Source organism: Nocardioides baekrokdamisoli (assembly GCF_003945325.1).
Classification (GTDB): Bacteria; Actinomycetota; Actinomycetes; order Propionibacteriales; family Nocardioidaceae; genus Nocardioides; species Nocardioides baekrokdamisoli.
Window position 1 is genome coordinate 2,030,521 of the sequence record NZ_AP019307.1, and the last position, 20,693, is coordinate 2,051,213.

19 protein-coding genes and 1 tRNA gene are annotated in these 20,693 nt (G+C 65.3%); 10 read left to right on the plus strand and 10 right to left on the minus strand.

All coding sequences use genetic code 11. The annotated features are described in order from the left end of the window. The first annotated feature begins 41 nt into the window (after window positions 1–41). Together KCTC_RS09900 and topA are read left to right on the plus strand one after the other, a co-directional pair. On the plus strand, window positions 42–1,223 hold the full coding sequence (locus KCTC_RS09900) for an NAD(P)-binding domain-containing protein (RefSeq protein ID WP_164512567.1): 1,182 nt from the start codon (window positions 42–44) through the stop codon (window positions 1,221–1,223). A gap of 252 nt (window positions 1,224–1,475) precedes the next feature. After that, window positions 1,476–4,169, plus strand: coding sequence for a type I DNA topoisomerase (gene topA / locus KCTC_RS09905; RefSeq protein WP_125569069.1), 2,694 nt, complete (start codon window positions 1,476–1,478; stop codon window positions 4,167–4,169). 90 nt (window positions 4,170–4,259) lie between these two features. Here the strand turns inward: topA and KCTC_RS09910 are convergent, their stop codons facing one another. Next, window positions 4,260–6,116 (minus strand): CocE/NonD family hydrolase, encoded by a 1,857-nt coding sequence (locus KCTC_RS09910; protein WP_125569071.1) that lies wholly within the window; start codon window positions 6,114–6,116, stop codon window positions 4,260–4,262. A gap of 126 nt (window positions 6,117–6,242) precedes the next feature. Between KCTC_RS09910 and tmk the strand changes: the two genes are divergently transcribed. The 6 genes from tmk to KCTC_RS09940 all read left to right on the plus strand — a co-directional run bounded on the left by tmk (window position 6,243) and on the right by KCTC_RS09940 (window position 11,143). Next, window positions 6,243–6,875 carry a dTMP kinase gene (tmk, locus tag KCTC_RS09915; RefSeq protein ID WP_231998677.1) on the plus strand — a complete coding sequence of 211 codons (633 nt, stop codon included), beginning with the start codon at window positions 6,243–6,245 and terminating at the stop codon, window positions 6,873–6,875. Then, complete coding sequence (locus KCTC_RS09920; RefSeq protein WP_125569075.1) at window positions 6,872–8,008, plus strand: DNA polymerase III subunit delta'; 1,137 nt, start codon at window positions 6,872–6,874, stop codon at window positions 8,006–8,008. The genes tmk and KCTC_RS09920 overlap by 4 nt, the downstream gene beginning before the upstream one ends. Continuing rightward, window positions 8,005–9,558 (plus strand): alpha/beta hydrolase, encoded by a 1,554-nt coding sequence (locus KCTC_RS09925; RefSeq protein ID WP_125569077.1) that lies wholly within the window; start codon window positions 8,005–8,007, stop codon window positions 9,556–9,558. Before KCTC_RS09920 ends, KCTC_RS09925 begins: the two co-directional genes overlap by 4 nt. Before the next feature lie 65 nt (window positions 9,559–9,623). Continuing rightward, window positions 9,624–9,699, plus strand: a tRNA-Thr gene (locus tag KCTC_RS09930). 278 nt (window positions 9,700–9,977) lie between these two features. Further along, window positions 9,978–10,550, plus strand: a complete 573-nt coding sequence (locus KCTC_RS09935) for a helix-turn-helix domain-containing protein (RefSeq protein WP_331852201.1) — start codon at window positions 9,978–9,980, stop codon at window positions 10,548–10,550. After that, window positions 10,547–11,143: a hypothetical protein gene (locus KCTC_RS09940; protein ID WP_125569081.1), complete on the plus strand. Its 597-nt coding sequence runs from the start codon at window positions 10,547–10,549 to the stop codon at window positions 11,141–11,143. The genes KCTC_RS09935 and KCTC_RS09940 overlap by 4 nt, the downstream gene beginning before the upstream one ends. Before the next feature lie 75 nt (window positions 11,144–11,218). Here KCTC_RS09940 and KCTC_RS09945 read toward each other — a convergent pair whose 3' ends face one another. Beyond that, a complete protein-coding gene (locus KCTC_RS09945) occupies window positions 11,219–11,647 on the minus strand; it encodes a hypothetical protein (RefSeq protein ID WP_125569083.1) in 429 nt (142 codons plus the stop codon). Window positions 11,648–11,962: 315 nt separating this feature from the next. Here KCTC_RS09945 and KCTC_RS09950 point away from each other — a divergent pair, with 315 nt between their 5' ends. Next, window positions 11,963–13,141, plus strand: coding sequence for an IS110 family RNA-guided transposase (locus KCTC_RS09950; protein WP_125569085.1), 1,179 nt, complete (start codon window positions 11,963–11,965; stop codon window positions 13,139–13,141). A 17-nt stretch (window positions 13,142–13,158) separates the two neighbouring features. Here the strand turns inward: KCTC_RS09950 and KCTC_RS14845 are convergent, their stop codons facing one another. From KCTC_RS14845 to KCTC_RS09995, 8 genes are all read right to left on the minus strand, one after another. Next, complete coding sequence (locus tag KCTC_RS14845) at window positions 13,159–13,854, minus strand: hypothetical protein (protein ID WP_179951401.1); 696 nt, start codon at window positions 13,852–13,854, stop codon at window positions 13,159–13,161. 71 nt (window positions 13,855–13,925) lie between these two features. Further along, the gene (locus KCTC_RS09960; RefSeq protein ID WP_125569087.1) at window positions 13,926–14,324 is read right to left on the minus strand and encodes a hypothetical protein; all 399 of its coding nucleotides are present in this window, start codon (window positions 14,322–14,324) and stop codon (window positions 13,926–13,928) included. 494 nt (window positions 14,325–14,818) lie between these two features. Continuing rightward, window positions 14,819–15,094, minus strand: a complete 276-nt coding sequence (locus KCTC_RS09970; RefSeq protein ID WP_125569092.1) for a DNA gyrase subunit A — start codon at window positions 15,092–15,094, stop codon at window positions 14,819–14,821. Between the two features lie 1,438 nt (window positions 15,095–16,532). Next, window positions 16,533–16,904, minus strand: a complete 372-nt coding sequence (locus KCTC_RS09975) for a hypothetical protein (protein ID WP_125569094.1) — start codon at window positions 16,902–16,904, stop codon at window positions 16,533–16,535. A gap of 618 nt (window positions 16,905–17,522) precedes the next feature. After that, on the minus strand, window positions 17,523–18,134 hold the full coding sequence (locus KCTC_RS09980; RefSeq protein ID WP_164512569.1) for a hypothetical protein: 612 nt from the start codon (window positions 18,132–18,134) through the stop codon (window positions 17,523–17,525). 135 nt (window positions 18,135–18,269) lie between these two features. Then, entirely contained in the window at window positions 18,270–18,788 is a 519-nt protein-coding gene (locus tag KCTC_RS09985) for a DUF4265 domain-containing protein (protein ID WP_125569098.1), read from the minus strand. Window positions 18,789–18,860: 72 nt separating this feature from the next. After that, on the minus strand, window positions 18,861–19,181 hold the full coding sequence (locus tag KCTC_RS09990; RefSeq protein ID WP_164512570.1) for a YrhB domain-containing protein: 321 nt from the start codon (window positions 19,179–19,181) through the stop codon (window positions 18,861–18,863). 67 nt (window positions 19,182–19,248) lie between these two features. Further along, window positions 19,249–19,611, minus strand: a complete 363-nt coding sequence (locus KCTC_RS09995) for a hypothetical protein (protein ID WP_125569102.1) — start codon at window positions 19,609–19,611, stop codon at window positions 19,249–19,251. A gap of 113 nt (window positions 19,612–19,724) precedes the next feature. Here KCTC_RS09995 and KCTC_RS10000 point away from each other — a divergent pair, with 113 nt between their 5' ends. Next, on the plus strand, window positions 19,725–20,324 hold the full coding sequence (locus tag KCTC_RS10000; RefSeq protein ID WP_125569104.1) for a hypothetical protein: 600 nt from the start codon (window positions 19,725–19,727) through the stop codon (window positions 20,322–20,324). The last annotated feature ends 369 nt before the right edge of the window (window positions 20,325–20,693 follow it).

Below are 20,693 nucleotides of genomic sequence, written 5' to 3' on the forward strand. Positions count from 1 at the left end.
CATCGCTCGATGGGATGTCACACGCCATCGGGGGAGGCTCAGTGTCCACAGATGTTGCCGTCGTGGGGGCGGGGCCGTACGGCCTCTCCGTCGCTGCCCACCTGAAACACCGCGGGCTGTCGGTACGTACGTTCGGACGACCGATGGACACGTGGTCGCACCGCATGCCCGCCGGCATGTTGCTGAAGTCCGACGGCTTCGCCTCCAGCCTGTGCGCTCCGGTCCCGGGATGGACGCTCGGCGAGTACGCAGCCCGGAGCGGCATCGCGTACGGCGACCGTGACCCGCGGGTCGTGCTGGAGCTGTTCACCGAGTACGGACTGGCCTTCCAGGAGCACTTCGTCCCCGACCTGGACCAACGGCAGGTCACCGGGATCGTGCGCGCCGACGGCGGGTTCGCGCTGACGCTCGACGACGGCACCGACCTGGCGGCTCGTCGGCTCGTGGTCGCCGCCGGCATCACCCACTTCGCCCACGTGCCGGAGCCGCTCCGCGGAGGCGGCGATGTGGTGAGCCACAGCAGCGACCATCGGACGTTCGAGCGGTTCGCGGGCCAGTCGGTCGCCGTTGTCGGAGGCGGCTCCTCGGCAGTCGAGGTCGCCGCCAGCCTGCTCGACGCCGGCGCGGACGTTCATCTGCTCGCCCGTCGCGCGATCGAGTTCTGGCCGGGCCCGACGCCGGCGCACGTGCCGCTGTGGCATCGCCTGCTCTGGCCCGAGAGCGGAATCGGGCACAGTCTGATGTCCAAACTCTGTCAGGACCATCCCGACCTGTTCAGGCTCCTGCCGACCCGGATCCGGCTCGCGATTCTTCACCGTCACCTGGGCCCGGTGTCGGGCTGGTGGGTGCGTGACAAGGTCATGGAGAACGCGCGCGTACGCACCGGCCTCACCGACATCGGGGTCCGAAGTGCCGACGGCAGGGCCGTGGTCACGCTGCGCGGCGAACGCGGGTCGACCGATGAGGTCCGGGTGGACCACGTCATCGCGGCCACGGGCTTCCGCCCCGACGTGGATCGACTCGAGTTCCTTGCCCCGGACCTCCGCGCGGACATCCGGCGCGCCGGACGGAACCCGATCCTGTCCAGGAACTTCGAATCGTCGGTCCCCGGCCTCCATTTCGTCGGCGTCGTGGCCGGAGGGACCTTCGGTCCACTGCTGCGCTTCATGGTCGGCTCTGAGTTCGCAGCACCCAGGGTCGCGTCCCACATCGCACCTCTCTGAGCGTGTGACTGGCGCCTCAAGGGTGGTCGTGTGTCACGAGGACTGGACACGACCCCTTAGAGTTCGCGCCTGTAGGGATCGTCCGCTGCGCGCCGCGTCAGCACGCCCTCGGCATCGTTGTCGTCAGTCGCCGGGCCATCCGGCCCGACTCATTCCTCCGCCTTGCCGAAGACGCACTGCCACCGCCCCGCTGGACGCCCCTGCAGGCGCGAACTCTTACAGTGTTGGCGGTTCAGTAGTGGAAGGACGCCCGTGACCCACAAGCTCGTCATCGTCGAGTCTCCGACGAAGGCCAAGAAGATCGGCGAGTACCTCGGCAAGGGGTACGTCGTCGAGTCGTCCCTGGGACACGTACGCGATCTGCCCGAGAGTTCAGCCGACATCCCGGCGTCCATCAAGGGCCAGCCGTGGGCCCGGATGGCGGTCGACATCGACAACGGTTTCCAGCCGTACTACGTCGTGTCCCGCGACCGGAAGTCCCACCTCGCCGAACTCAAGCGCCTGCTCAAGGATGCCGACGAGCTCTACCTCGCCACCGATGAGGACCGCGAGGGAGAGGCCATCGCGTGGCACCTTCTCGAGGAGTTGAAGCCCAAGAAGGGCATCCCGGTGAAGCGGATGGTCTTCCACGAGATCACCAGGAACGCGATCCTCGAGGCGGCCTCCAACCCGCGCGAGCTCGACATGGACCTCGTCGAGGCCCAGGAGGCGCGGCGCATCCTCGACCGTCTCTTCGGGTACGAGCTCAGCCCGGTGCTGTGGAAGAAGATCGGCCAGCAGGCCAAGTCCGCCGGCCGCGTCCAGTCGGTCGCAACCCGACTCGTGGTCGAGCGTGAACGTGAGCGGATCGCGTTCCGCAGCGCCTCGTACTGGGACCTCGAGGGCTCCTTCGACGCCGGTGCGGCGTACCAGCCCAGGATGTTCCCGGCGAAGCTCTACAGCCTGGATGGCGTACGCGTTGCCCGCGGCGGCGACTTCAACGACGACGGCACGCTCGCCGCGAAGAACGTCGCCCATGTGGACCGCGCCCGCGCCGAGAGCCTGGTCGCATCACTGGCCGATGCCGCCTTCGACGTCCTGAGTGTCGAGTCGAAGCCGTACAAGCGGACGCCTCCTCAGCCGTTCCGCACGACCACGCTGCAGCAGGAGGCCGGCCGCAAGCTCGGCATGAGCTCCGCGGTCGCGATGCGCGTGGCGCAGTCGTTGTACGAGAACGGTCTCATCACCTACATGCGTACCGACTCCACCGATCTCTCCGCGACCGCGATCGCTGCGGCGCAGGCGCAGGTGACCGAGTTGTACGGCGCTGAGTACGTCGCCACCAACGTCCGGAAGGGCGCCAAGGCTGCCGGTGCCCAGGAGGCGCACGAGGCGATCCGCCCGTCCGGCGAACGCTTCCTCACACCGAAGCAGACCGGTCTGAGCGGCGACCAGTTCCGGCTCTACGAGCTCATCTGGATGCGTACGGTCGCCTCCCAGATGAAGGACGCTGTCGGTCAGACCAGCACGATCAAACTCACCGCGACCGCCCTCACCGGCGAGGACGTGGTGTTCTCCGCGTCCGGCACCGTGATCACCTTCCACGGCTTCCTCAAGGCGTACGTCGAGGGCAAGGACGACGCGGACGAGCAGTCGGATGACGCCGAGTCTCGGTTGCCTGCGGTGGTCGAGGGTGACCGGGTCAGCGCCGCCAGCATCTCGGCCGAGGGTCACGAGACCAAGCCGCCGGCGCGCTACACCGAGGCCTCCCTGATCAAGGCGCTCGAGGACCGCGGCATCGGTCGCCCGTCGACGTACGCCTCGATCATGAGCACGATCCAGAACCGCGGCTATGTCACGAAGAAGGGCTCGGCGCTCGTGCCGGCCTGGGTGGCGTTCGTGGTCATCCGATTGCTGGAGGAGAACTTCGCCCGGTACGTCGACTACGACTTCACCGCGCTCCTGGAGACCGCGCTGGACGAGATCGCCGGTGGTCGCTCGACCCGCGTGAAGGAACTCGACGAGTTCTACTTCGGGTCTGACCGGCACACCGGGCTCAAGACCCTGGTCGACGGCTCCGGAGAGATCGACGCGAAGGATCTCAACACCATCCCGATCGGCGAGGGCATCGACCTGCGCTCGGGCCGTTACGGCCCCTACATCGAGACCGTCGGGGACGACGGCACCCCGGGAGGGAAGCGCGCATCGGTCCCGGACGAACTGGCACCGGACGAGCTCACCGTGGCCCGGGCGAGGGAGTTGCTGGCCAACCCGGCCGGCGAGGAGATCGCCCTGGGTACGCACCCGGAGTCAGGGCTGCCGATCGTCGCGAAGAGTGGTCGCTTCGGACCGTACGTGACCGAGGTCGTCGGTGAGGACGCGCCGAAGGGTACGAAGGGCCGCACCGGCTCGCTGTTCAAGACCATGTCGCTCGACACGATCTCGCTGGACCAGGCGTTGCAGCTGCTCTCGCTCCCGCGCGTGGTGGGCACCGCCGAGGACGGCGAGGAGATCACCGCCCAGAACGGCCGCTACGGCCCGTACCTCAAAAAGGGCGTCGACTCCCGCACGATCGCGTCGGAGGACCTGCTCCTCACGATGACGTTGCCTGAAGCGCTGGCGATCTACGCGCAGCCGAAATATGGCGGGCGTCGTGCGGCGACGCCACCACTCAAGGAGTTCGGGGCGGACCCGGTCTCCGGCAAGCCGGTCGTGGTCAAGGATGGTCGCTTCGGCCCGTACGTCACCGACGGTGAGACGAACGCGACCCTGCGCAAGGACGACCCGATGGAGACGCTCACCGCAGAGCGGGCGTACGAGCTGATCGCGGAGAAGCGCGCGAAGGGTCCGGGCAAGAAGACGACCCGCCGGAAGGCCCCGGCGAAGAAGAGCGCTGCCAAGAAGACGGCCGCCAAGAAGACCGCGGCGAAGAAGACGACTGCCAAGAAGACAGCGAAGAAGGCCTGACGCCAGGCTTCGCGCCCTGCAAGGCGGAGGAGGGAGGCGGGCCGGGAGCCCGTCGACCGACGACAACGCCGCAGGACGCGAAGACCGGCGTCAGGGGGTCGTCGGCAGGTCCAGGGTCTGACCCGCACCGCCCGTGATCGTCACCGTCGTCGGAATGGTCCCGCCGCGGTAGTTCGTCGAGCCACCGGCGACGATGAGCCGCAGGGTGTGACCGGCAGCGAACTGGTGCACGATCCCCGGCATCGTCACCGTGAACGGCGCGTTCACGTTGGGGACCCGGATCGGTGCGATCGAGCCATAGATGTCCGAGGCGGTTCCGTTCGGAGCCACGTCCTGCAGGCGTACGAACACCACCAGTTGTCCGATCGGACCGGTGCCCTGGGTGAGGGCGGCGAGCGGGTCAGACACCGAGAGGTGTACGACCGGGCTGCCGACGACCGTCAGCGGGCTGCTGAGGGCCGCGGTGTTCCACTGCGCCGAGGTGCCGTTGAGGTCGATCTCGGGGATTGGCAGCGGTAGCGCGGCCGACAGGACGTCGAGTGGGTTCGTGGACGTCGGCAGGCCGGCGACCGTCGTCAGGAACGTCTGGCTGCCGCTGAGCAGCGGAGCCGTGCTGGTCAGCGCGTTGGTCCCGAGGTAGTACCGGTTGGTACCGCCGACCGGGAACTGGTTCGAGGTGGCGTACGCCGGGGCCGCGTTGCCGCTGTAGCTGACCCAGTCGCGGAAGTACGCGAAGTTGGGGCCGAGGTTGGTGTCCGCGCCCTTGAGGTAGTGATCGAACCACGCCACGACGCGGTCGGTCTCGTACGTCTGACCCGGGGTCAGGTCGGCGAGGTTCATCTCGCCGGGAGCCGGGGTCCCGTGGGAGTGGCCCCACGAATGCCAGATCATCTTCACCGGCACGTGGTTGGCCTTGAGAGCCTGGTAGGTGGCGGTCGCCTCATTGAGGTTGAACAGGGTGTCGTTCTGGCCCTGCATCAGCAGCGTCGGGATCTTGATGTTCTGCACGTAACTGGCCACCGACGCGTGGTGCAGGTTGGCTGCCGAGGTGGAGTCCAGGGCGCCGGTCACCACGGCATTCGCGAGCGCCGGGCAGACCCAGGCGGCGAAGTTCGGGCAGGGGAGCAGACGGCTTGGCTGTGCCTGCGCGCCGGCGATGCCGTCCACGATCGCACCCTCGGCCGAGAAGCCCGCGGCCCAGAACAGTTTGGCCGCCCCCGGCGTACTCGTCTGGACGCCCGAGCCGGTCGAGGCGGTGTTGTTCGGGTCCAGCGAGTAGTTGAGGTCGTTCCACGTGATCATCGGGACGATCGTGTCGACGCGCGCGTCCTGCTCCGCAACTGCGAACTGGATCTCGCCGCCGTACGAACCGCCGATCATTCCGACCACCGGGTCGTACTGCTGGGCCACGCCGTTGTGGTCGTGCGCCTTGTGCGTGACTGCGGTCAGCGCGGGAGCTGGCTGCGTGTGCGCCGAGTCCAGGTACGCGATGCCTGGCGCGCCACCGAGGTAGGAGACGAGCTGGCTGCCGGCCTTGCCGTCCCAGTCCGGGTCGTCGAGCGTGATCTGGCAGGTCGAGCCGCTGCCGGGGGTGAACGTGGGCGGCGTGAGCCCGTCCGCGGACCCGAAGCCGAGGCCGGAGTACGCGAGGAACGCGTAGCCGTCGCCAGCGAAGGCCTTGCCCTCGGCGGCGAGGTCGTCCTTCGAGCCGCCGAAGCCGTTCGTGGCGAGGATTGCCGGGACGGGATTGGCCGATGACGCGCCTGTCGGCAGATAGAGGTCGCCGACGATGTCGCACTTGACGTCGTTGTTGGGTCCAACCGTGACTGCGAAGTGCAGGGTCTGTTGGGTGTACGCCGCGGTGTCGGCGTGTGAAGGAGCAGCGCCGGCGAGCCCGCCGATGGCGGCGAACGAGGCCGCGGTGATGCACGTCACAAGTCTCTTCATGAGGCGACGATAAGCGATTCGCCCCCCTAAAAGTTACTGGTCAGTCACATCCGTACAAAGACCCCGACTGACCGCACGCCGATGGACCCTCGGGAAGCGTCGGTGGCGCCCGTTAGGTTGTCTGTCGTGGAGTTCCCCGGCGCGTACGCAGAGACGGGCGTCTTCGTCTGCTTCGAGGGCGGCGAGGGCGCGGGCAAGTCGACCCAGTCCGGGCTGTTGAGCGACTGGCTGCGCGCTCGCGGCCGCGAAGTCGTGCTGACTCGTGAGCCGGGCGCGACCGCGATCGGCAAGGAACTGCGGCGGCTCGTCCTCAGCCCTGAGACGGGCGTACTCGACGACAAGACCGAGGCGTTGTTGTACGCGGCCGATCGCGCCGAACACGTCGCCACCGTCGTCCGTCCCGCCCTGCGTCGTGGCGCAGTCGTCATCACCGATCGATATGTCGACTCTTCCTTGGCCTATCAGGGTGCCGGTCGATCGCTGGATGTCGCCGATGTCGACCGAATCTCGCGCTGGGCAACTGGTGACCTGCGCCCGCACCTGACCGTGGTCCTCGACCTCGCGCCGAGTGAGGGCTTCGGCCGGTTCGAGGAGCGCGATCGGATCGAGGGGGAGTCAGTCGAGTTCCACACCCGGGTCCGGGAGGCCTTCGTACGGATGGCGCGTGCCGATCCGGCGCACTACCTCGTGCTTGACGCTCGCGCGCCGATCGACGACATCCACGCTGCGATCGTGGCTCGCGTGCAGGATTTGTTGTGACCGTCTGGGACGCCCTCGTCGGGCAGGCTCACGTCATCGACACGTTGCGTACTGCTGTCGCCAACGGCCCGAGCCAGTCCTGGCTCTTCACCGGCCCTCCGGGCTCCGGGCGCTCCAACGCCGCCGTTGCCTTCGCCGCTGCACTCCAGTGCGAGCAGGACGGCTGCGGTGAATGCCACGAGTGCCGGACCGTCCTGGGTGGGAGTCACGCGGACGTCCAGTTGCTCTCGACCCAAGGACTGTCCATCGGTGTCGACCAGGTGCGCGCACTGGTACGCACCGCCTCGCTCTCCCCTGCCTGTGGCCGGTTCCAGATCATGATCGTCGAGGACTCCGACCGCGTCACCGAGCAGGCGCAGAACGCGCTGCTCAAGGCGGTGGAGGAGCCTGGCGCGCGGACGATCTGGTTGCTCTGTGCGCCGACGGTCGAGGACGTGCTCCCGACGATCCGGAGCCGGTGCCGACTGGTCACGTTGTCCACGCCGACCGCCGAGGACGTAGCGGACTTCCTGACCCGTACCGACGGAGTCAACCCGGCTGACGCCCTGCAGGCCGCGCGCGCGAGCCAGGGGCACATCGGTCGGGCCCGCGCGTTGGCCCGGGACGAGGGCGTACGCGCGCGGCGCCGGTCGGTGGTGAGCATTCCCGTCGGTCTGGAGTCGCTTGCGGCGTGCCTGCAGGCCGCCGAGGAACTGGCGGCCACCACCAAGGCCGAGGCCGACGAGGCCACGACTGCGCTGGACGCACGGGAGAAGGCGAGTCTGGATGCCGCCTTCGGCGTGGAGCCGCGCGGCCGCAAGCCACGTGAGTACGGCCCGGCTCTGTCGAACCTCGAGAAGGAGCAGAAGCGCCGCGCCACCCGCCGTCATCGCGACGTCATCGACCGCGCCTTGGTGGACCTGATGAGTGTGTATCGCGATGCGATCGCGCACGGCGTCGGGGCCCGCGAGCTGATCAACGAGGACATGAGGGCCGACGTCGAGCGGTTGGCGACCACATCCTCGCCCGAGGCGCATCTGCGCCGGATCGGCGTCATCCAACAGGCACGTGAGCAGTTGCTGGAGTTCAACGTCACGCCGCAGTTGGCACTGGAGTCCATGATGGTGGGGTTGGTGACGGAAGGGGCCCGATGAAGAAGCGTTGGCTGATCGCCGCCGTTGTGCTTCTCGTCGTGGCGGCCGCTGCCGGGGCGGTGGCTCGTCTGATCATCAGCACTCCCGGGACCGCGTCCTCGCCCACGGTGACCTTGACGCCTTCGTCCACGCCGGTCGGCGACTCGACGGCGGCCCCGTCGGCGGAGTTGGCGTCGTTCTATCGCCAGTCGTTGGACTGGGCACCGTGTCGCAGCGGCGACTTCTGTGCCCACCTGACCGTGCCCATGGATTACAAACGTCCCGACGGTGCCACGATCGCGATCTCGCTCCTGAAGGTGCCGGCGACGGACACGGCCCACCGGATCGGTTCGCTGGTGGTCAATCCGGGAGGTCCCGGGGAGCCCGGGACGGACTTCGCCGCCGAGAGCGCGGTGTACTTCGGCTCCGCAATCAGCGCCCGCTATGACGTCGTCGGGTTCGACCCGCGCGGGACCGGCACCTCGGATCCGATCCGGTGCCTCCCCGACGCGCAGTTGACCGCGATGCTCGACGCGGACCCCGACCCCGACACGCCTGCAGCGGGCGCTGCGTACCAGCGAATGTCCGAGGCGTTCGGCCGCGGTTGCGTGAGCGAGTCCGGGCCGCTGGCCTCGCACGTGTCGACCGTCGAGGCGGCCAAGGACATGGATGTCCTGCGCGCTGCGCTCGGCGAGCAGCACCTGACCTACTTCGGCGCCTCGTACGGCACCAAGCTCGGCACCACCTACGCGGACCTGTTCCCCAGGCGCGTGGGTCGGTTCGTCCTCGACGGTGCGGTTGATCCGAAGTTGACCAACTACGCGACGGTGCTGGCGCAGGCCGGGGGTTTCGAGACGGCGATGCGGGCGTACGTCGGCCACTGCGTGGATCAGGGCGACTGCTTCCTTGGTGCCACGGTGGAGGCGGGTCTCGCGCGGATCAAAGCCTTCGTCAACGGAGTCCAGGCCCATCCGCTGCGTGCCGGATCACGGATGCTGACTGGAGGCGACGCCTTCGTTGCCGTCCTGCTGCCGATGTACAGCCGCGCGTCCTGGCCGTACGCCGACCAGGCCCTGAAGGCCGCCTTTGCGGGTGATGGCACCGATCTGCTGCTGTTCGCTGATGAGTACGCCGGTCGCGACGGCGCCCACTACGTCGACAACTCGATGCAGGCGCTCTCGGCCATCAACTGTCTGGACGATCCGAGTGCGGTGCCGGCCGACAAGATCCCGTCGCTGTATCCGGCATTCGAGAAGGTGTCGCCGACCTTCGCCGAGGCATTCGCCTGGATGGTGAACTCCTGCATAGGACAGGTCGCCAAGTCGGACTCCCCGGCTCCGCCGATCGGTGCTCCAGGTGCGCCTCCGATCGTCGTGATCGGGACCACGCGCGACCCTGCCACCCCCTATCAGTGGGCGGTCAACCTCGCCCACGACCTGTCCTCAGGGGTTCTGATCACGCGCGACGGCGATGGCCACACCGGCTTCCACTCCGGCAATTCGTGCGTGGATGGCGCGGTCGAGGCGTACTTGCTCCGCGGCGTCGTCCCGGCGAACGGTTTGCACTGCTGACGCGGTTTGGCCAGATCGGCGAGGGCTTGCGTAAGATCCTCGCGTTGCGTGGCAGTGCCGCGTACGCCGCCTTAGCTCAGTTGGTAGAGCAGCTCACTCGTAATGAGCAGGTCGTCAGTTCGAATCTGACAGGTGGCTCCATCAAAGGGTCTCTGACCTGCAGAAACGTGGTTGGACGGTTCCATCGCCGGCGTGCCCGCGGAGGCTCTGTCACCTTTTGAGCGTGGATCTTGTCACCTGATGCACCTGATGCACCTGCTCACCGGTTGTGATCAAAGTCGATGAAGTTGTCGCCATCTCCCCGCGATCAAGGCTAACCAGAGATCGGCTGCCGCAACTTCTTGGCGTGATCGAATTGGATAACGAGGCGTACGATGCTTGGTATGGGCAGCAACTACCGAGCCCCAGTCAGGTCGGCCATGCGAGAGGCCTCAGCGCTATCCGGCATGAGCCAGGCGCAGTTCGCGCGCGCCTTGGGTACGTCCGCCTCGCGGTACTCCACCTACGCCACGGGTGCGACGGTCCCGAACGCGGAGTTCTACGTCCGCGCCAAGGCGATTGCGGCCGGTATCGCACAAGCGCACACGCAGCGATTGACGTTCCCGCTCGCTGCAGCCGACATCCTCCGCGTCAGCTTGAAGGCTGGGGAGTTGGAGTGGGCGTGGCGGATCGTCCTGCAATGCCGCGATCACACGCAGCTCGCTATTGCGGCCGATGCGTCACATCGCCTTGGTCCTGTGATCGACGCATGGGATGCCATTCCGGCTGCAACCGGCGATCCCGGGTGGGATGCGCTCCTGGCCGCGCTGGTCCGGCATGCGTTCGACGAATCGGACTTGGAGCCGCCCACCTGGACCCAAGAACGCGTCTTGACCCAGGCATGGATCCCAGACCATCCGTTCTTGGACGAGCCGCGGGTCATTGCCCAGACCCCGGCCTGGTTGGCTGCGCAGAACATCTTTGTTCCAGCACGGGATCTGGTGACGGCGTGAGCAGCCCGGCGGGCCGGCACGAATTCGCTGTCGAGGAGATCGGTGAGCTGCTGGCCGAGCTCGATCGTCGCTTGCGTACGGATGGGGTCGCGGCCCGCGTGTTCATCGTCGGGGGTGCCGCGGTGGCGATGACTGGTCTCGTGGACGGTCGCCGGACGCTTGACGTAGACGGACTGTCGCTGCAACTGCAGGTGTACGAGATCGCACGCCAGATCGCTGCCGATCGTGGACTGCCGCCCGACTGGCTGAACGGGGACGCCCGGATGTGGGTGCCCTCTGTTCCGGAGGTGTACGCCCCTGCCCCAGATAGGCCGGGGTTGGAGGTCGCGTATGCCGATGATCGCTTCCTCTTCGTCACCAAAGTCATCGCCCAGCGCGCGAAGGATCACGGCGACCTCATCGCGGCAGCCGCCCGCGCGGGCCTGGCTACGGCCACCGCAGCCGAGATCGAACAGATCATTTGGGACTACTGGCGCGATGATCTGGGTCGTCTTGAGTTCGTCATCACCGCATCGGCCACGTCTGTCGAGGACGAGGTCCGCTATCTCGCGCGCGACGCCGCCCGGGCGCTTGGCAGAAGTGACAAGGGGTGAAGCAAGCAGCCCGCGCGATCCGGATCGGCGGCGCACTCTCGGCGGCAGAACAGAGCGTGCCACGTCGGATGCCCGCTACGGAAGGACGAGAGCAAACACCGCCCTGACGGTTTCGATATCGCCAGTCGCTGCCCAGGCTTCGTAGACAGCTTCGGCTGCGTCGTGTTCCAGATCGGCCGAGATGGCGAACCCGACAGCAGCCGCCGCCCGCGCTCGGGAGAATGCCGCCAAGTAACTTGGCGAGTCACCTTCGCGGTCATGAACGTCGAAGGCCCGCCCGTCCAGTCCGATGACAACCCGCTCGACGGCTGCAGCCAGATCGGCGCTGACGGTCTCGCCAGTGACAAGACAGCCGAGCGCACGCGCTGTCGGGGTCTCGCTCAAAGTTGAACTGACCGCGGCATGAGCAACAACGGCCCACACAACGCGGCGCAAACGGATCGGATCGCAAGCCATCAAGACGCTCGATAGTTCTGGGGCAATGGTGTCTAGCCGCGAGGTCACGGTTACATCCTGCCCCGGTCGCGAATATGGGGACCGCGTATCGGCTGTGCCAACTCCGATTCGGCGCGTCCTGATCTCGGCAGGTTCGCGGCTACTAAGAGACTTCCGGTCAGGACCGGTGTCTGGCCAGACTCGGTCTAGGTGCCCGGCGGGACGCTCTCTTCGCGGCTGCCCACCGGTTGGTGTGGCTCTCATTTGGTCTGCTGCCCGCCGGGCCCCGTTGACGAGGCGTGGCTCAAGAAGGGACTGCCCAGCTCGTAGTAGCAATGCCCACCTCGCCGTTTCATCCCATCCGGAATCGAAGCGAGGAAGCAGATGTCATCAGTGATCATCGGGGTTGATCCCCACAAGCTCTCGGCCACGATCGAGGTCGTCGACCACCACGGTCGCCGTCTCGGCGGTGGCCGGTATCCGACCGACAACGACGGCTACAAGCGGGTGCGGAAATACGTCGCGCAGTGGCCGGACCGGGTCTGGGCGGTCGAAGGCGCGAACGGTGCCGGCCGACCGTTGGCGCAACGTCTGCTGGCTGATGGTGAGTCGGTGGTGGATGTGCCGGCCAAGCTCGCCGCCCGGGTCCGGTTGTTCGACACCGGCCACAACCGCAAGACCGACGCCACCGATGCTCACTCAATCGCTGCGGTCGCGGTCCACACCAAGAACCTGCGAGTCCTGTCGGCTGATGGGGCACTCGAGGCGATCCGGATGCTGTGCGATCGGCGTGATGAGTTGTCCCATCAGCGGGTGCAGACCGTGAACCGGATCCAACGCCTGCTGAGTGAACTGCTGCCTGGCCAGCGCAAACGTGACCTCTCAGCCGATCAGGCCAAGGCGTTGTTGGCGACGGTGAAGCCGCGGGATCTGGCAGGGAAAACCCGCCGACGGATCACAGCTGAGGAGATCGCCGACCTGGTCGCGATCGACCGGAAGCTGAAGAAGATCAACACCGAGTTGAAGACCTCAGTTCTGGAGCGTGGATCAGGGCTGATGGACATCCACGGCATCGGCCCAGCCGTGGCTTCCCGGATCTTGGCCGATGTGGGTGACGTTGCACGGTTCGCTGACCGGAATAGGTTCGCCTCCTGGACCGGCACCGCACCCTTGGATGCCTCCTCTGGTGAGCAGATCCGACACCGGCTATCCCGGGCAGGGAACCGTCGGATGAACCACGTCATCCACATCGCCGCGATCGTGCAGATCCGCAACGACACCGAAGGCCGGGCCTACTACCGGCGCAAGCTCGCGGCCGGGAAGACCCCGATGGAAGCCCTGAGGTGTTTGAAGCGACGGATCTCAGACGTCATCTACCGCCAACTCGTCGCCGACGCGGATGAGGCGGGCCCGGGAGGGCACTGCGGGGCGACTCTCATATCCAGCGCGGTCGACCTGCCCCCGCACATCGACACTTCGGATCAGCCACTTCCCGGACCCGTACCAGTCACGCTACGCCCGGACGCGTCCGCCGACCAGAGGCATCATCCAGCCGCCTCTTGACACAGAAGGGAGCCAAATCAGGGCGATTCTCGAAAGGTCGCTCTGTCACGCTCTGCATCTTGGCGGGACTGGGCAACGAGTTCGCGGTAGGCGGCGTCCGTCATTTGATGAACCTCTGTCCAACTGACTTCGGCGTGACCATTGGCGATCGTTCCGCGGGCCGTCGCCGCAAGGACGCGGTGCCCATCGGCAGCGGCCAGCCGCGTCACCATATAACTCCAGACGCTCGTCGCATCGAGGTAGAGACCATCCCCACCGTCGCGATGCTCAATCATCCCTGCGGGTGCTGCTGGCATCGTCGGCTCTGGATCGGCTGAAGAGAGTGCCGTGACGGTCGCCTCCGTTCGGGCGGGTTGGTTCCGCCACCAACTGTCCGACACCTCCTGAGCTTCGAGAGCGTCAGAGCGCCTTACCACGTGATCGACGAACTCCGGAGGCAGCCGGACTGAGTGCTCATCCACGTAATGCGATAGCCCCTCGGGCCATACATATGTCCCATCGGTGTATTCCGCGGCGCCGTTGTTCCGGCCGCAGATCCGGCATGGGGAGAACCCCATGTACGCGCGCAGGACGGTTCCTGCGGAGAGGTACCCGCCAACAATGTGCCGCTCACGCGAATCCCAGGCAAGGTCGATCCACGCACCTGGATGGGGATACGCCGAGTTCGGATCCCCGTTGACACGCCAATAACCAATAAGCCGCAGGTCCGTCACGGAACCACACTGCCACCTGGCGGTTGGGCATCGAGGCCAAATGCGACCGACCGCGGCAGAACAGGGCGGTTCTACGTAGTGAGTTCTCCTTCCCACAGGCGCAGTTTCAGCCGGTCCGACCCGAAAGACAGGTCGACTCCTATGCGGTCGGCCCTTTCATCCACAATGCTCGACATCGCGGTGAACATCTGCCCGACAAACGAAGCAAATGGCTGCTCGTTCGTGGCGTCCCGAGCGATGTGTTGCCCGGTTCCCACGTCGCCCGAGAAGGGACGCCACGACGTGTCGCCGGACGCGGTTTGTTGGAGGATCAGGGTCCAGTCAGCGCTCCCCTCGATCAAGAGACCAGCACCTGATTCAAAGATCAGATGCGCGGGGCCAACGCCCAGGTTGGCAACTCCATCCGCAGGGATGAACGCCCAGCGCTCAATGGACGTCAGCTTCTGCCCATACAGCCCAGCGGTTCTCACGAGCAACAGGCTAGAACTCGCTGACACACTCCGCGCGGCAGATCAGTGCGTTGAGACCGGATCTCTCACTGGCCGTATGAATACCGGAGGTCAGCGAAGAGGAGTTGGTTGAGACGGCGGCGCAGGTGACCTGTTCTGCTCTGGTCAGGCAGCTCATCTGGCGTGAGCAGCGTGAATCGCAGCGACGTTCCGCTGTCGAGTGGGGCGAGCACGAAATGTACTTGGTCGTTGGGCCTGCTCGGCCACAGCGATGACCAGATGACTAGGTATGGCTCGTGGGCAGCCAACACCCTTGGTTCAACTTCGTCGGGAAGCAACGCCAGCCAAGCACGCGCACCTGGCTGGTGTGGGTCAACGAGGGAAGTCCAGACCACCGAAGGCGGCGCAGGTAGTGCGCGCGCACGTGAGCCGATCTCCTCCACACGGGGGAGCGTACGGCTCGCACCGGCTGGCCCACATCCAAATATCGGCGGCAGATGAGGGCGTTCGCTCCGCTACGCCGACGCGTCCAGTTCAGCTTGGAGCTCCGTGATCGTTCTTGCAAGACGCTCTCGCTCGGTGACGGTCCAGCGGAAGAGTTGGATGTCGAGAACGGCCCGCGCCTCCCAGTCTGACGCCCCGAGCAGTTCTTCGAGCTTGCGGCAGGCTTCGTCGCGGTCCGTCGCCACCTCAATTGCCGCGAGAATTTCTGCGCGGCGGTCGAACGCGATCTTCAGAATGCGCTGAATCTGCATGTATTGCGTCAACTGCGCGAGTCGCTCGTCACCCATGGCGGAATCATCTCGGACGACTCAAACTTGAAGGCAGCGAATGCGAGTGCTTTGCCGTTCGAAGTCACGTCGGTCGGCCAAGATTAAGCCATGAGGATCGCGACGACACGTCGGCTGGCAGTTGGAAGCATTGCAGTGCTCGTTCTGGTCGGATTCGCCATATTTGCCTACTGGTGGACGCACCCGACACGGTTCAGCGGCGTAGGCGGCGCAGAGGGATATACCCGCCCCCTTCGTATCGGACATGGCAGCCTCAGCGAAGGTGTCCTCGTGTTTGACGGAATGGGCGGAGGAGCAGCTCTCCGGATCCGAGGCGCATCAGCCCATTTCGCACCAAACTCAGCTCAAGCCCAGGTCACGTTCCACATCTGCACCGGGCAGCCGATAGGTCTGGTGCTCGACGCTGCCAGTTACTCGCACCAAGCTCGAAGGCCTGCCGGCGACGGTGAGCCTTCGTGCCGGGAGCCGCCAATCGCTGATCATGACTATCTCGCCCACTTCAGCAGGCCAGGTCATGGTCGACGCAATCAGCGTGAGCTATCGCCAAGACAGTTCCGAACTGTGGCAGCGGGGAAGCCAGTCCATCCCGCTGTCCCTGACTTTCCCCGCAAGCCAGTAGCGGCAGCACAGTGCGATTCGGAACCTGTCGAGGGTCGGCGGCGTCATAGTGAACGAAGGACGACTCGGGGAGCATCGATGAAGAGGTTTGAAGTCTCGGTCGCGGCCGCTTTGCTGCCTGCGCTCTCCCTTGTGGCGTGCAGCAGATCAGTCACGGCGGAACCCGGCCGACCCTCGACCGAAGCGACAAGCTGCGCCAGTGGGTCTGTCTGCGTACATCCGGTGGTTCAGATCCGTGGAGAGGGCCCAGCCCCGGTTCGTGTCACCGTTCGCGTGCTTGGGTACGGCGGTGCATATGACCCAGCAACCCGTCGAACCGCCATGGAGGGGACGCCGCTTGGGCACCAGCAGGTGAAGATCACCATTGGCCAGTCAGGAGTTTCAACGCTGACAGACGCCAACGGTGTGGCGACCTTCGGATTTAGTGAGCCCGTGACTGCGTCAAATGTGCACAGCTGCGGCCAGGCGTTGTTGCGGGCGAGCAGCAAGTCCGGGCAGACATTCATCGTCAACTGCTACTTCCCGTAACTTGCACCGTCGCATGAACTCGCCGACCCTTCGCGGCAGAAGAGTGCGTGTCGACTACCGCAAAGAGTCCGGCCCTGCCGGCTTCGTTCTCAGTCGATGGGTCGCGCCGTTGGCAGTTTCGATCATGATGAGCCGTGCGTCGAAGTCTGCCCAGTAGCAGTCGCCAGCATCTACGAAGACCGGCTCCTCAAGCTCCAACCATGCGACGGCAGAGACCAAGGTGAGCCGATCAACGAAGACCGTTTCAGAGCGCCCTGACATGTCTCGACTCTAACGACCAGCTCGCGGCAGATCAGGGCAGCGGCGCAGCTGCTCGGGAGGTTGCAGAGATGACATCGGTAGCCCGTTGGGTGGAAGTGCGTGCGCTCCAGACCAAACCGACAGCCGCTCCGAACCCAAGTACAACAAGACCGATCGGACCGCCGAGGATGAATACGCAGGTCAGCATCGCCAGCGTCAACGCCGGGTACAGAACCTGCTGCCACCAGACGATGCGAACCGTGCCGACGATCGAGGAGCCACCCGCACCGTTCGCAACTACTGTGCCGACAAGCTCGGGTCGATAGCCGCGCTGGAACGCGCTCACTCGCAGAGGCGCCTGCAGGTGGAAGGCCATTCCCGAAACTGATCCCTGCAGCGGCTTCACCGGTTCGGTGTCGGGCATGTACCCCTCGAAGGGGCCGGCGAGCGGGCGGCCGACGCTTTGGTGCAACCGTTCCGAGAGTTCGTTCGGGCCGAAAGGAGACTCGATTCGGACCTCGCGACCTCGCCCCCAAATTTCAGCGAAACGGACCCGATCATCGACCACGACCGAAGTCTGGCACCGGCGCTCTGGAACCGCACCCACATCGGAACATTCGCGCCATCGGCGGCAGAAGAGTGCGAATCACAGGATGATGTTCGGGTGGACCCGGAGTCGCATGCTGCCAGTCAGTTCACAACCATCGTTGTCGAGTTGGTTCCCCATCGGTCACAAGCAACGGTCGCGACGCTCGGTGTTCTGGCATTCCTCATCAAGGCGACCAGTTGGACGGTGTTCGTGCCCAAGCAGCGGTTTGTGGTTCGAGTACTCCGGCGTGCGGATGGGAAGGAGCTTGTCCGTTACGACTACGTCCACATGAGCGATGCACGATTTCACGCCTCATCCCTCATGGGGCGAATGTCGTCATGGGATGTCAGCGATCTGTGCGCCCAGCTCGGGCCTTTGCGGTCGACGTTATGGCGGACTGACCGGCCGCGAACCGATCGCGGCAATTGAGTGCGTCTCGCATGCACCCTCGACCTACCAGCCCGACTCCGAGACGGTGATCGTTAGGTGACTCCATGGGTCTGGATACGTGATCCCGGCGTCATTTGGCCCGATGCCGTTGTCGCATGTGACGTCGGCAGAGTGCGTATGGGAGTCCGTGGCCTGAGCAAGCGTTGTTGCCTTAGAAACTCTGACGCTGTCGTAGAAGACCGAGATCGCACGGTCTGGCCACGTGACACCGGTGTACAGATACGGCGCTTCGCCGTCAGGACCCGGTCGGAAAATCAGGATGGTCCATCTACCCGCACGCAGGGCGGCGATCTCGTCGTCGCAAATGGTTCGGCGTGGCGGTCTAACGACCCAGTCGGCGTATGCGCTTGCACTGTTCTCCAGCGACCCCGGCGTGTAGTAGTCGAGACTCGGCTTGCCTGCGTAGCTGGGCACCGGAACCTGGTGGACGAATCCTTGCAACTCTGACGCAGACGGAGCGGAAAGGCTGTCTGCTTCATAAACAAGGCCGACGAGGAGAAACGGCGCAAAGACCAGGAGAAGCACCGCGCACACCGGAATGAGCACGGCGACGAGAACCACAACGGTAATCGCGGTACGCCGACGCTTAGGTCGGGTACGCAGTGAAGGCGCCACCGGCACTCCTAACGGTTGTCGCCATGTTAGCTGCGGCGCGTCATGCCAGAGACGTGAAAGCCGTGCGCCTGCTGGGCCATCGCGGTGCTCGGTAGCGTTCGCGGAGGGCCCTGATCTCGGCAGATTCGCGGCAAATCAGCGCGTTTGCTGTCGTCCAGTCTCGTAGACGAAGCGACCGGCTTTCTCACCGGCAGACAGCGCATCCGCAACGGCCTGCGCGGCGGACCGTTCACATCCCAGTCCGAGTAGGCGATCGCTGTACGGCTCGATGGAGCAACCCATCTCTCCGAACTCCCGAACGAGTTCGCGCATCACCGAAGCGTCGCCGTCTTCGAGCCAGACTCTGAAGGTGTATCTGCCGTTGTCTGTGACAACATCGGTAGCAACCAAGGCCCCCTCGTCGGAGGATATGACAGCCACCTCGTCGCCGTAGTTCAAGTCGTATGCGAAGAGCGGAATTGCTCTGACCTCCGCACGGTCTATGTCTGACGGCCGATATGCGAGGAGGCCCTCCCAGACTTGCTCGTCCCCATCCGCGGTTGGCAGCACAAACCAGACGGTCTCATTCGCTTCCAGCGCAGAAGTAAGCGGGATGAGGGTTCCATTTACGAGGCGGGACGTCTTGGAAGGGTGTTCCCTGAACTGATCGGCCACGACGTGAACCCTATGCGCATGGTGGCAGGCCCTTGGATTAGCGGCGCATTCGCGGCAGAACCGGGCGCCTTGCTACTGAGTCGTCTCGTCCAGCCACATTGAGAACTCTGCGTATTCGCCGGACCCGTACTTGTGGAGGCTGCCGGTCTCCTTTTCGACCACAAGCGGGCACGTGCCGACCAACTGATCTGAGAACGCGCGCGTCCGCACCCACCTTCGGCTCGCGAAGTGGAGGATCCAAGCCCGGGAGTGTGTCTCGATGTCAGTGACCACAACCTCATCGTCGGCGTCCGGAGAGGTCGCATGGGGATCCTTGAGCCTGTTCGGTGTCAACGCCCTGTTCCACCGCGCGAGTTCGGCTTCCGCGATTCGCCTGGCGTCGTCGACATCCACTGTCGGAGCATAGAACGGCCAGCGAGTCGCGCTCGCTCGTCGGCAGATTCGCGGCAGATCCGGACGCCTACTGTCCCCAGAACTGCACCGCGTCGTCTCCGACGCCGTAGTGGCGACCTGCGGCTAACTGCATTTGGTAGTCGACGAATCGGCCACCATCTACCGGTGACGGAGCCAACTTCGTTCTACGGGATTGACGGAGGTCACGCGGTCGGCCCTCGTGCACGTAGACGGCTGCCAGAGCACAGGCCTTGGCGATCATCATGCTGCGGCCGGTCGCGGTCGTCGGGCCGTCATAGAGCAACCAGTCCGCGACCGAGCAGACCCGAACGAACTCGTCGTCACTGCAGTCAAGCATCCACGCCGCAGCCTCTGGCTCCCCGAACTCGAGAAGGTCGTGCGCGATGTCCTCCGCCTTCGTTCCAATCACAACACGACCGTAAGGCCCCATGGCTGCCACGGCCGCCAACTCGGAGGCCCGATTCGCGGCAGATCAGGATATTTGCTGTGCCAACCTGACCGTCGCTAGTGGATGATCGAAACGTGACAAACGATCCTTCTGACGATCGCGAGGCGTTCGAACAAGCGGCGCGCTCACTGATCGGCCGCCGGGTCGACGCCGTCGACTATTGGGATGTCCACAACCACCGACCGGAACCCGCCGCATGGGACTACGGCGAATGGCACCACGCGATGATGGGGCTCCAGCTGTCGACCGATCGTGGCCCCGTCACAATCACCTGGACGAACCGGTTCTATCCGCACGGCGTCGAGGTCTTCCTGGAACCCATCAGCCGGTACCTACTGATGAGGGAGGACGGCCCGGAGCGCGTGGGCCCGGACAGCCCGTCGCGGTGGGCGCTGCTGTTTGAGCGTCCGATCAACGACGTCAGTGTTCACTGGGAGCGCTTGAGCCTCAGTGCGGCGACGCGCTCGGACGGAACGGTTGTCAGCCCGGATCGGGCCATTGACGTTCCCACAGCGATTCGTGTGCGTTTCGGTGGGCATCCCGTTTGGTTCGTCGCTGCAATCCCTCAGTGGCCGGCTATGACGGATGTCTTTATCCCAGGCGACGAGATCATGGTCGTGTTCGAGCCCGCCAAGCTCGCCGCGATGGGTTTCCCGGTCAGTTTTGCGTCCTAGCAGCGGCAAATCCGGACGCTGACGTCCCGATCCGAGGTGCGTTCTCGGTGCAACGCAGGCCCTACGGAACCGCGCACGTGACCTGAACCAACGCCGAGGTGTGCACCGAAATGGAGATGTTCGAGTACGAGCGGCAGCCCCAGTTGCCGGTAGGTCCGGGGTATCCGGCGAACGTGTACACACCTCGTGGGATGCGCAGCGTTGCGTTCCCCGATGCGTCAGTCCTAGCAGCAGCGATGCTTTGGTTGCCGTCAATGGACAACGCTTCGACAGAACCGGCAAGTGGACTCGGCGGTGGCGGATTCGAACCTCCGCCGACCCGGAGCAACTGCAACCTCACTGATACGAGAGTCGCTGGTACCGCTGACG

What these genes read in the sequence shown, in the direction of transcription:
- KCTC_RS09910 (WP_125569071.1), bottom strand. Translation starts at nt 6,116, where the DNA reads ATGAAGAGACTTGTGACGTGCATCACCGCGGCCTCGTTCGCCGCCATC.
- KCTC_RS09925 (WP_125569077.1), top strand. Translation starts at nt 8,005, where the DNA reads ATGAAGAAGCGTTGGCTGATCGCCGCCGTTGTGCTTCTCGTCGTGGCG.
- KCTC_RS09935 (WP_331852201.1), top strand. Translation starts at nt 9,978, where the DNA reads ATGCGAGAGGCCTCAGCGCTATCCGGCATGAGCCAGGCGCAGTTCGCG.
- KCTC_RS09950 (WP_125569085.1), top strand. Translation starts at nt 11,963, where the DNA reads ATGTCATCAGTGATCATCGGGGTTGATCCCCACAAGCTCTCGGCCACG.
- KCTC_RS09970 (WP_125569092.1), bottom strand. Translation starts at nt 15,094, where the DNA reads ATGGGTGACGAGCGACTCGCGCAGTTGACGCAATACATGCAGATTCAG.
- KCTC_RS09975 (WP_125569094.1), bottom strand. Translation starts at nt 16,904, where the DNA reads ATGCCCGACACCGAACCGGTGAAGCCGCTGCAGGGATCAGTTTCGGGA.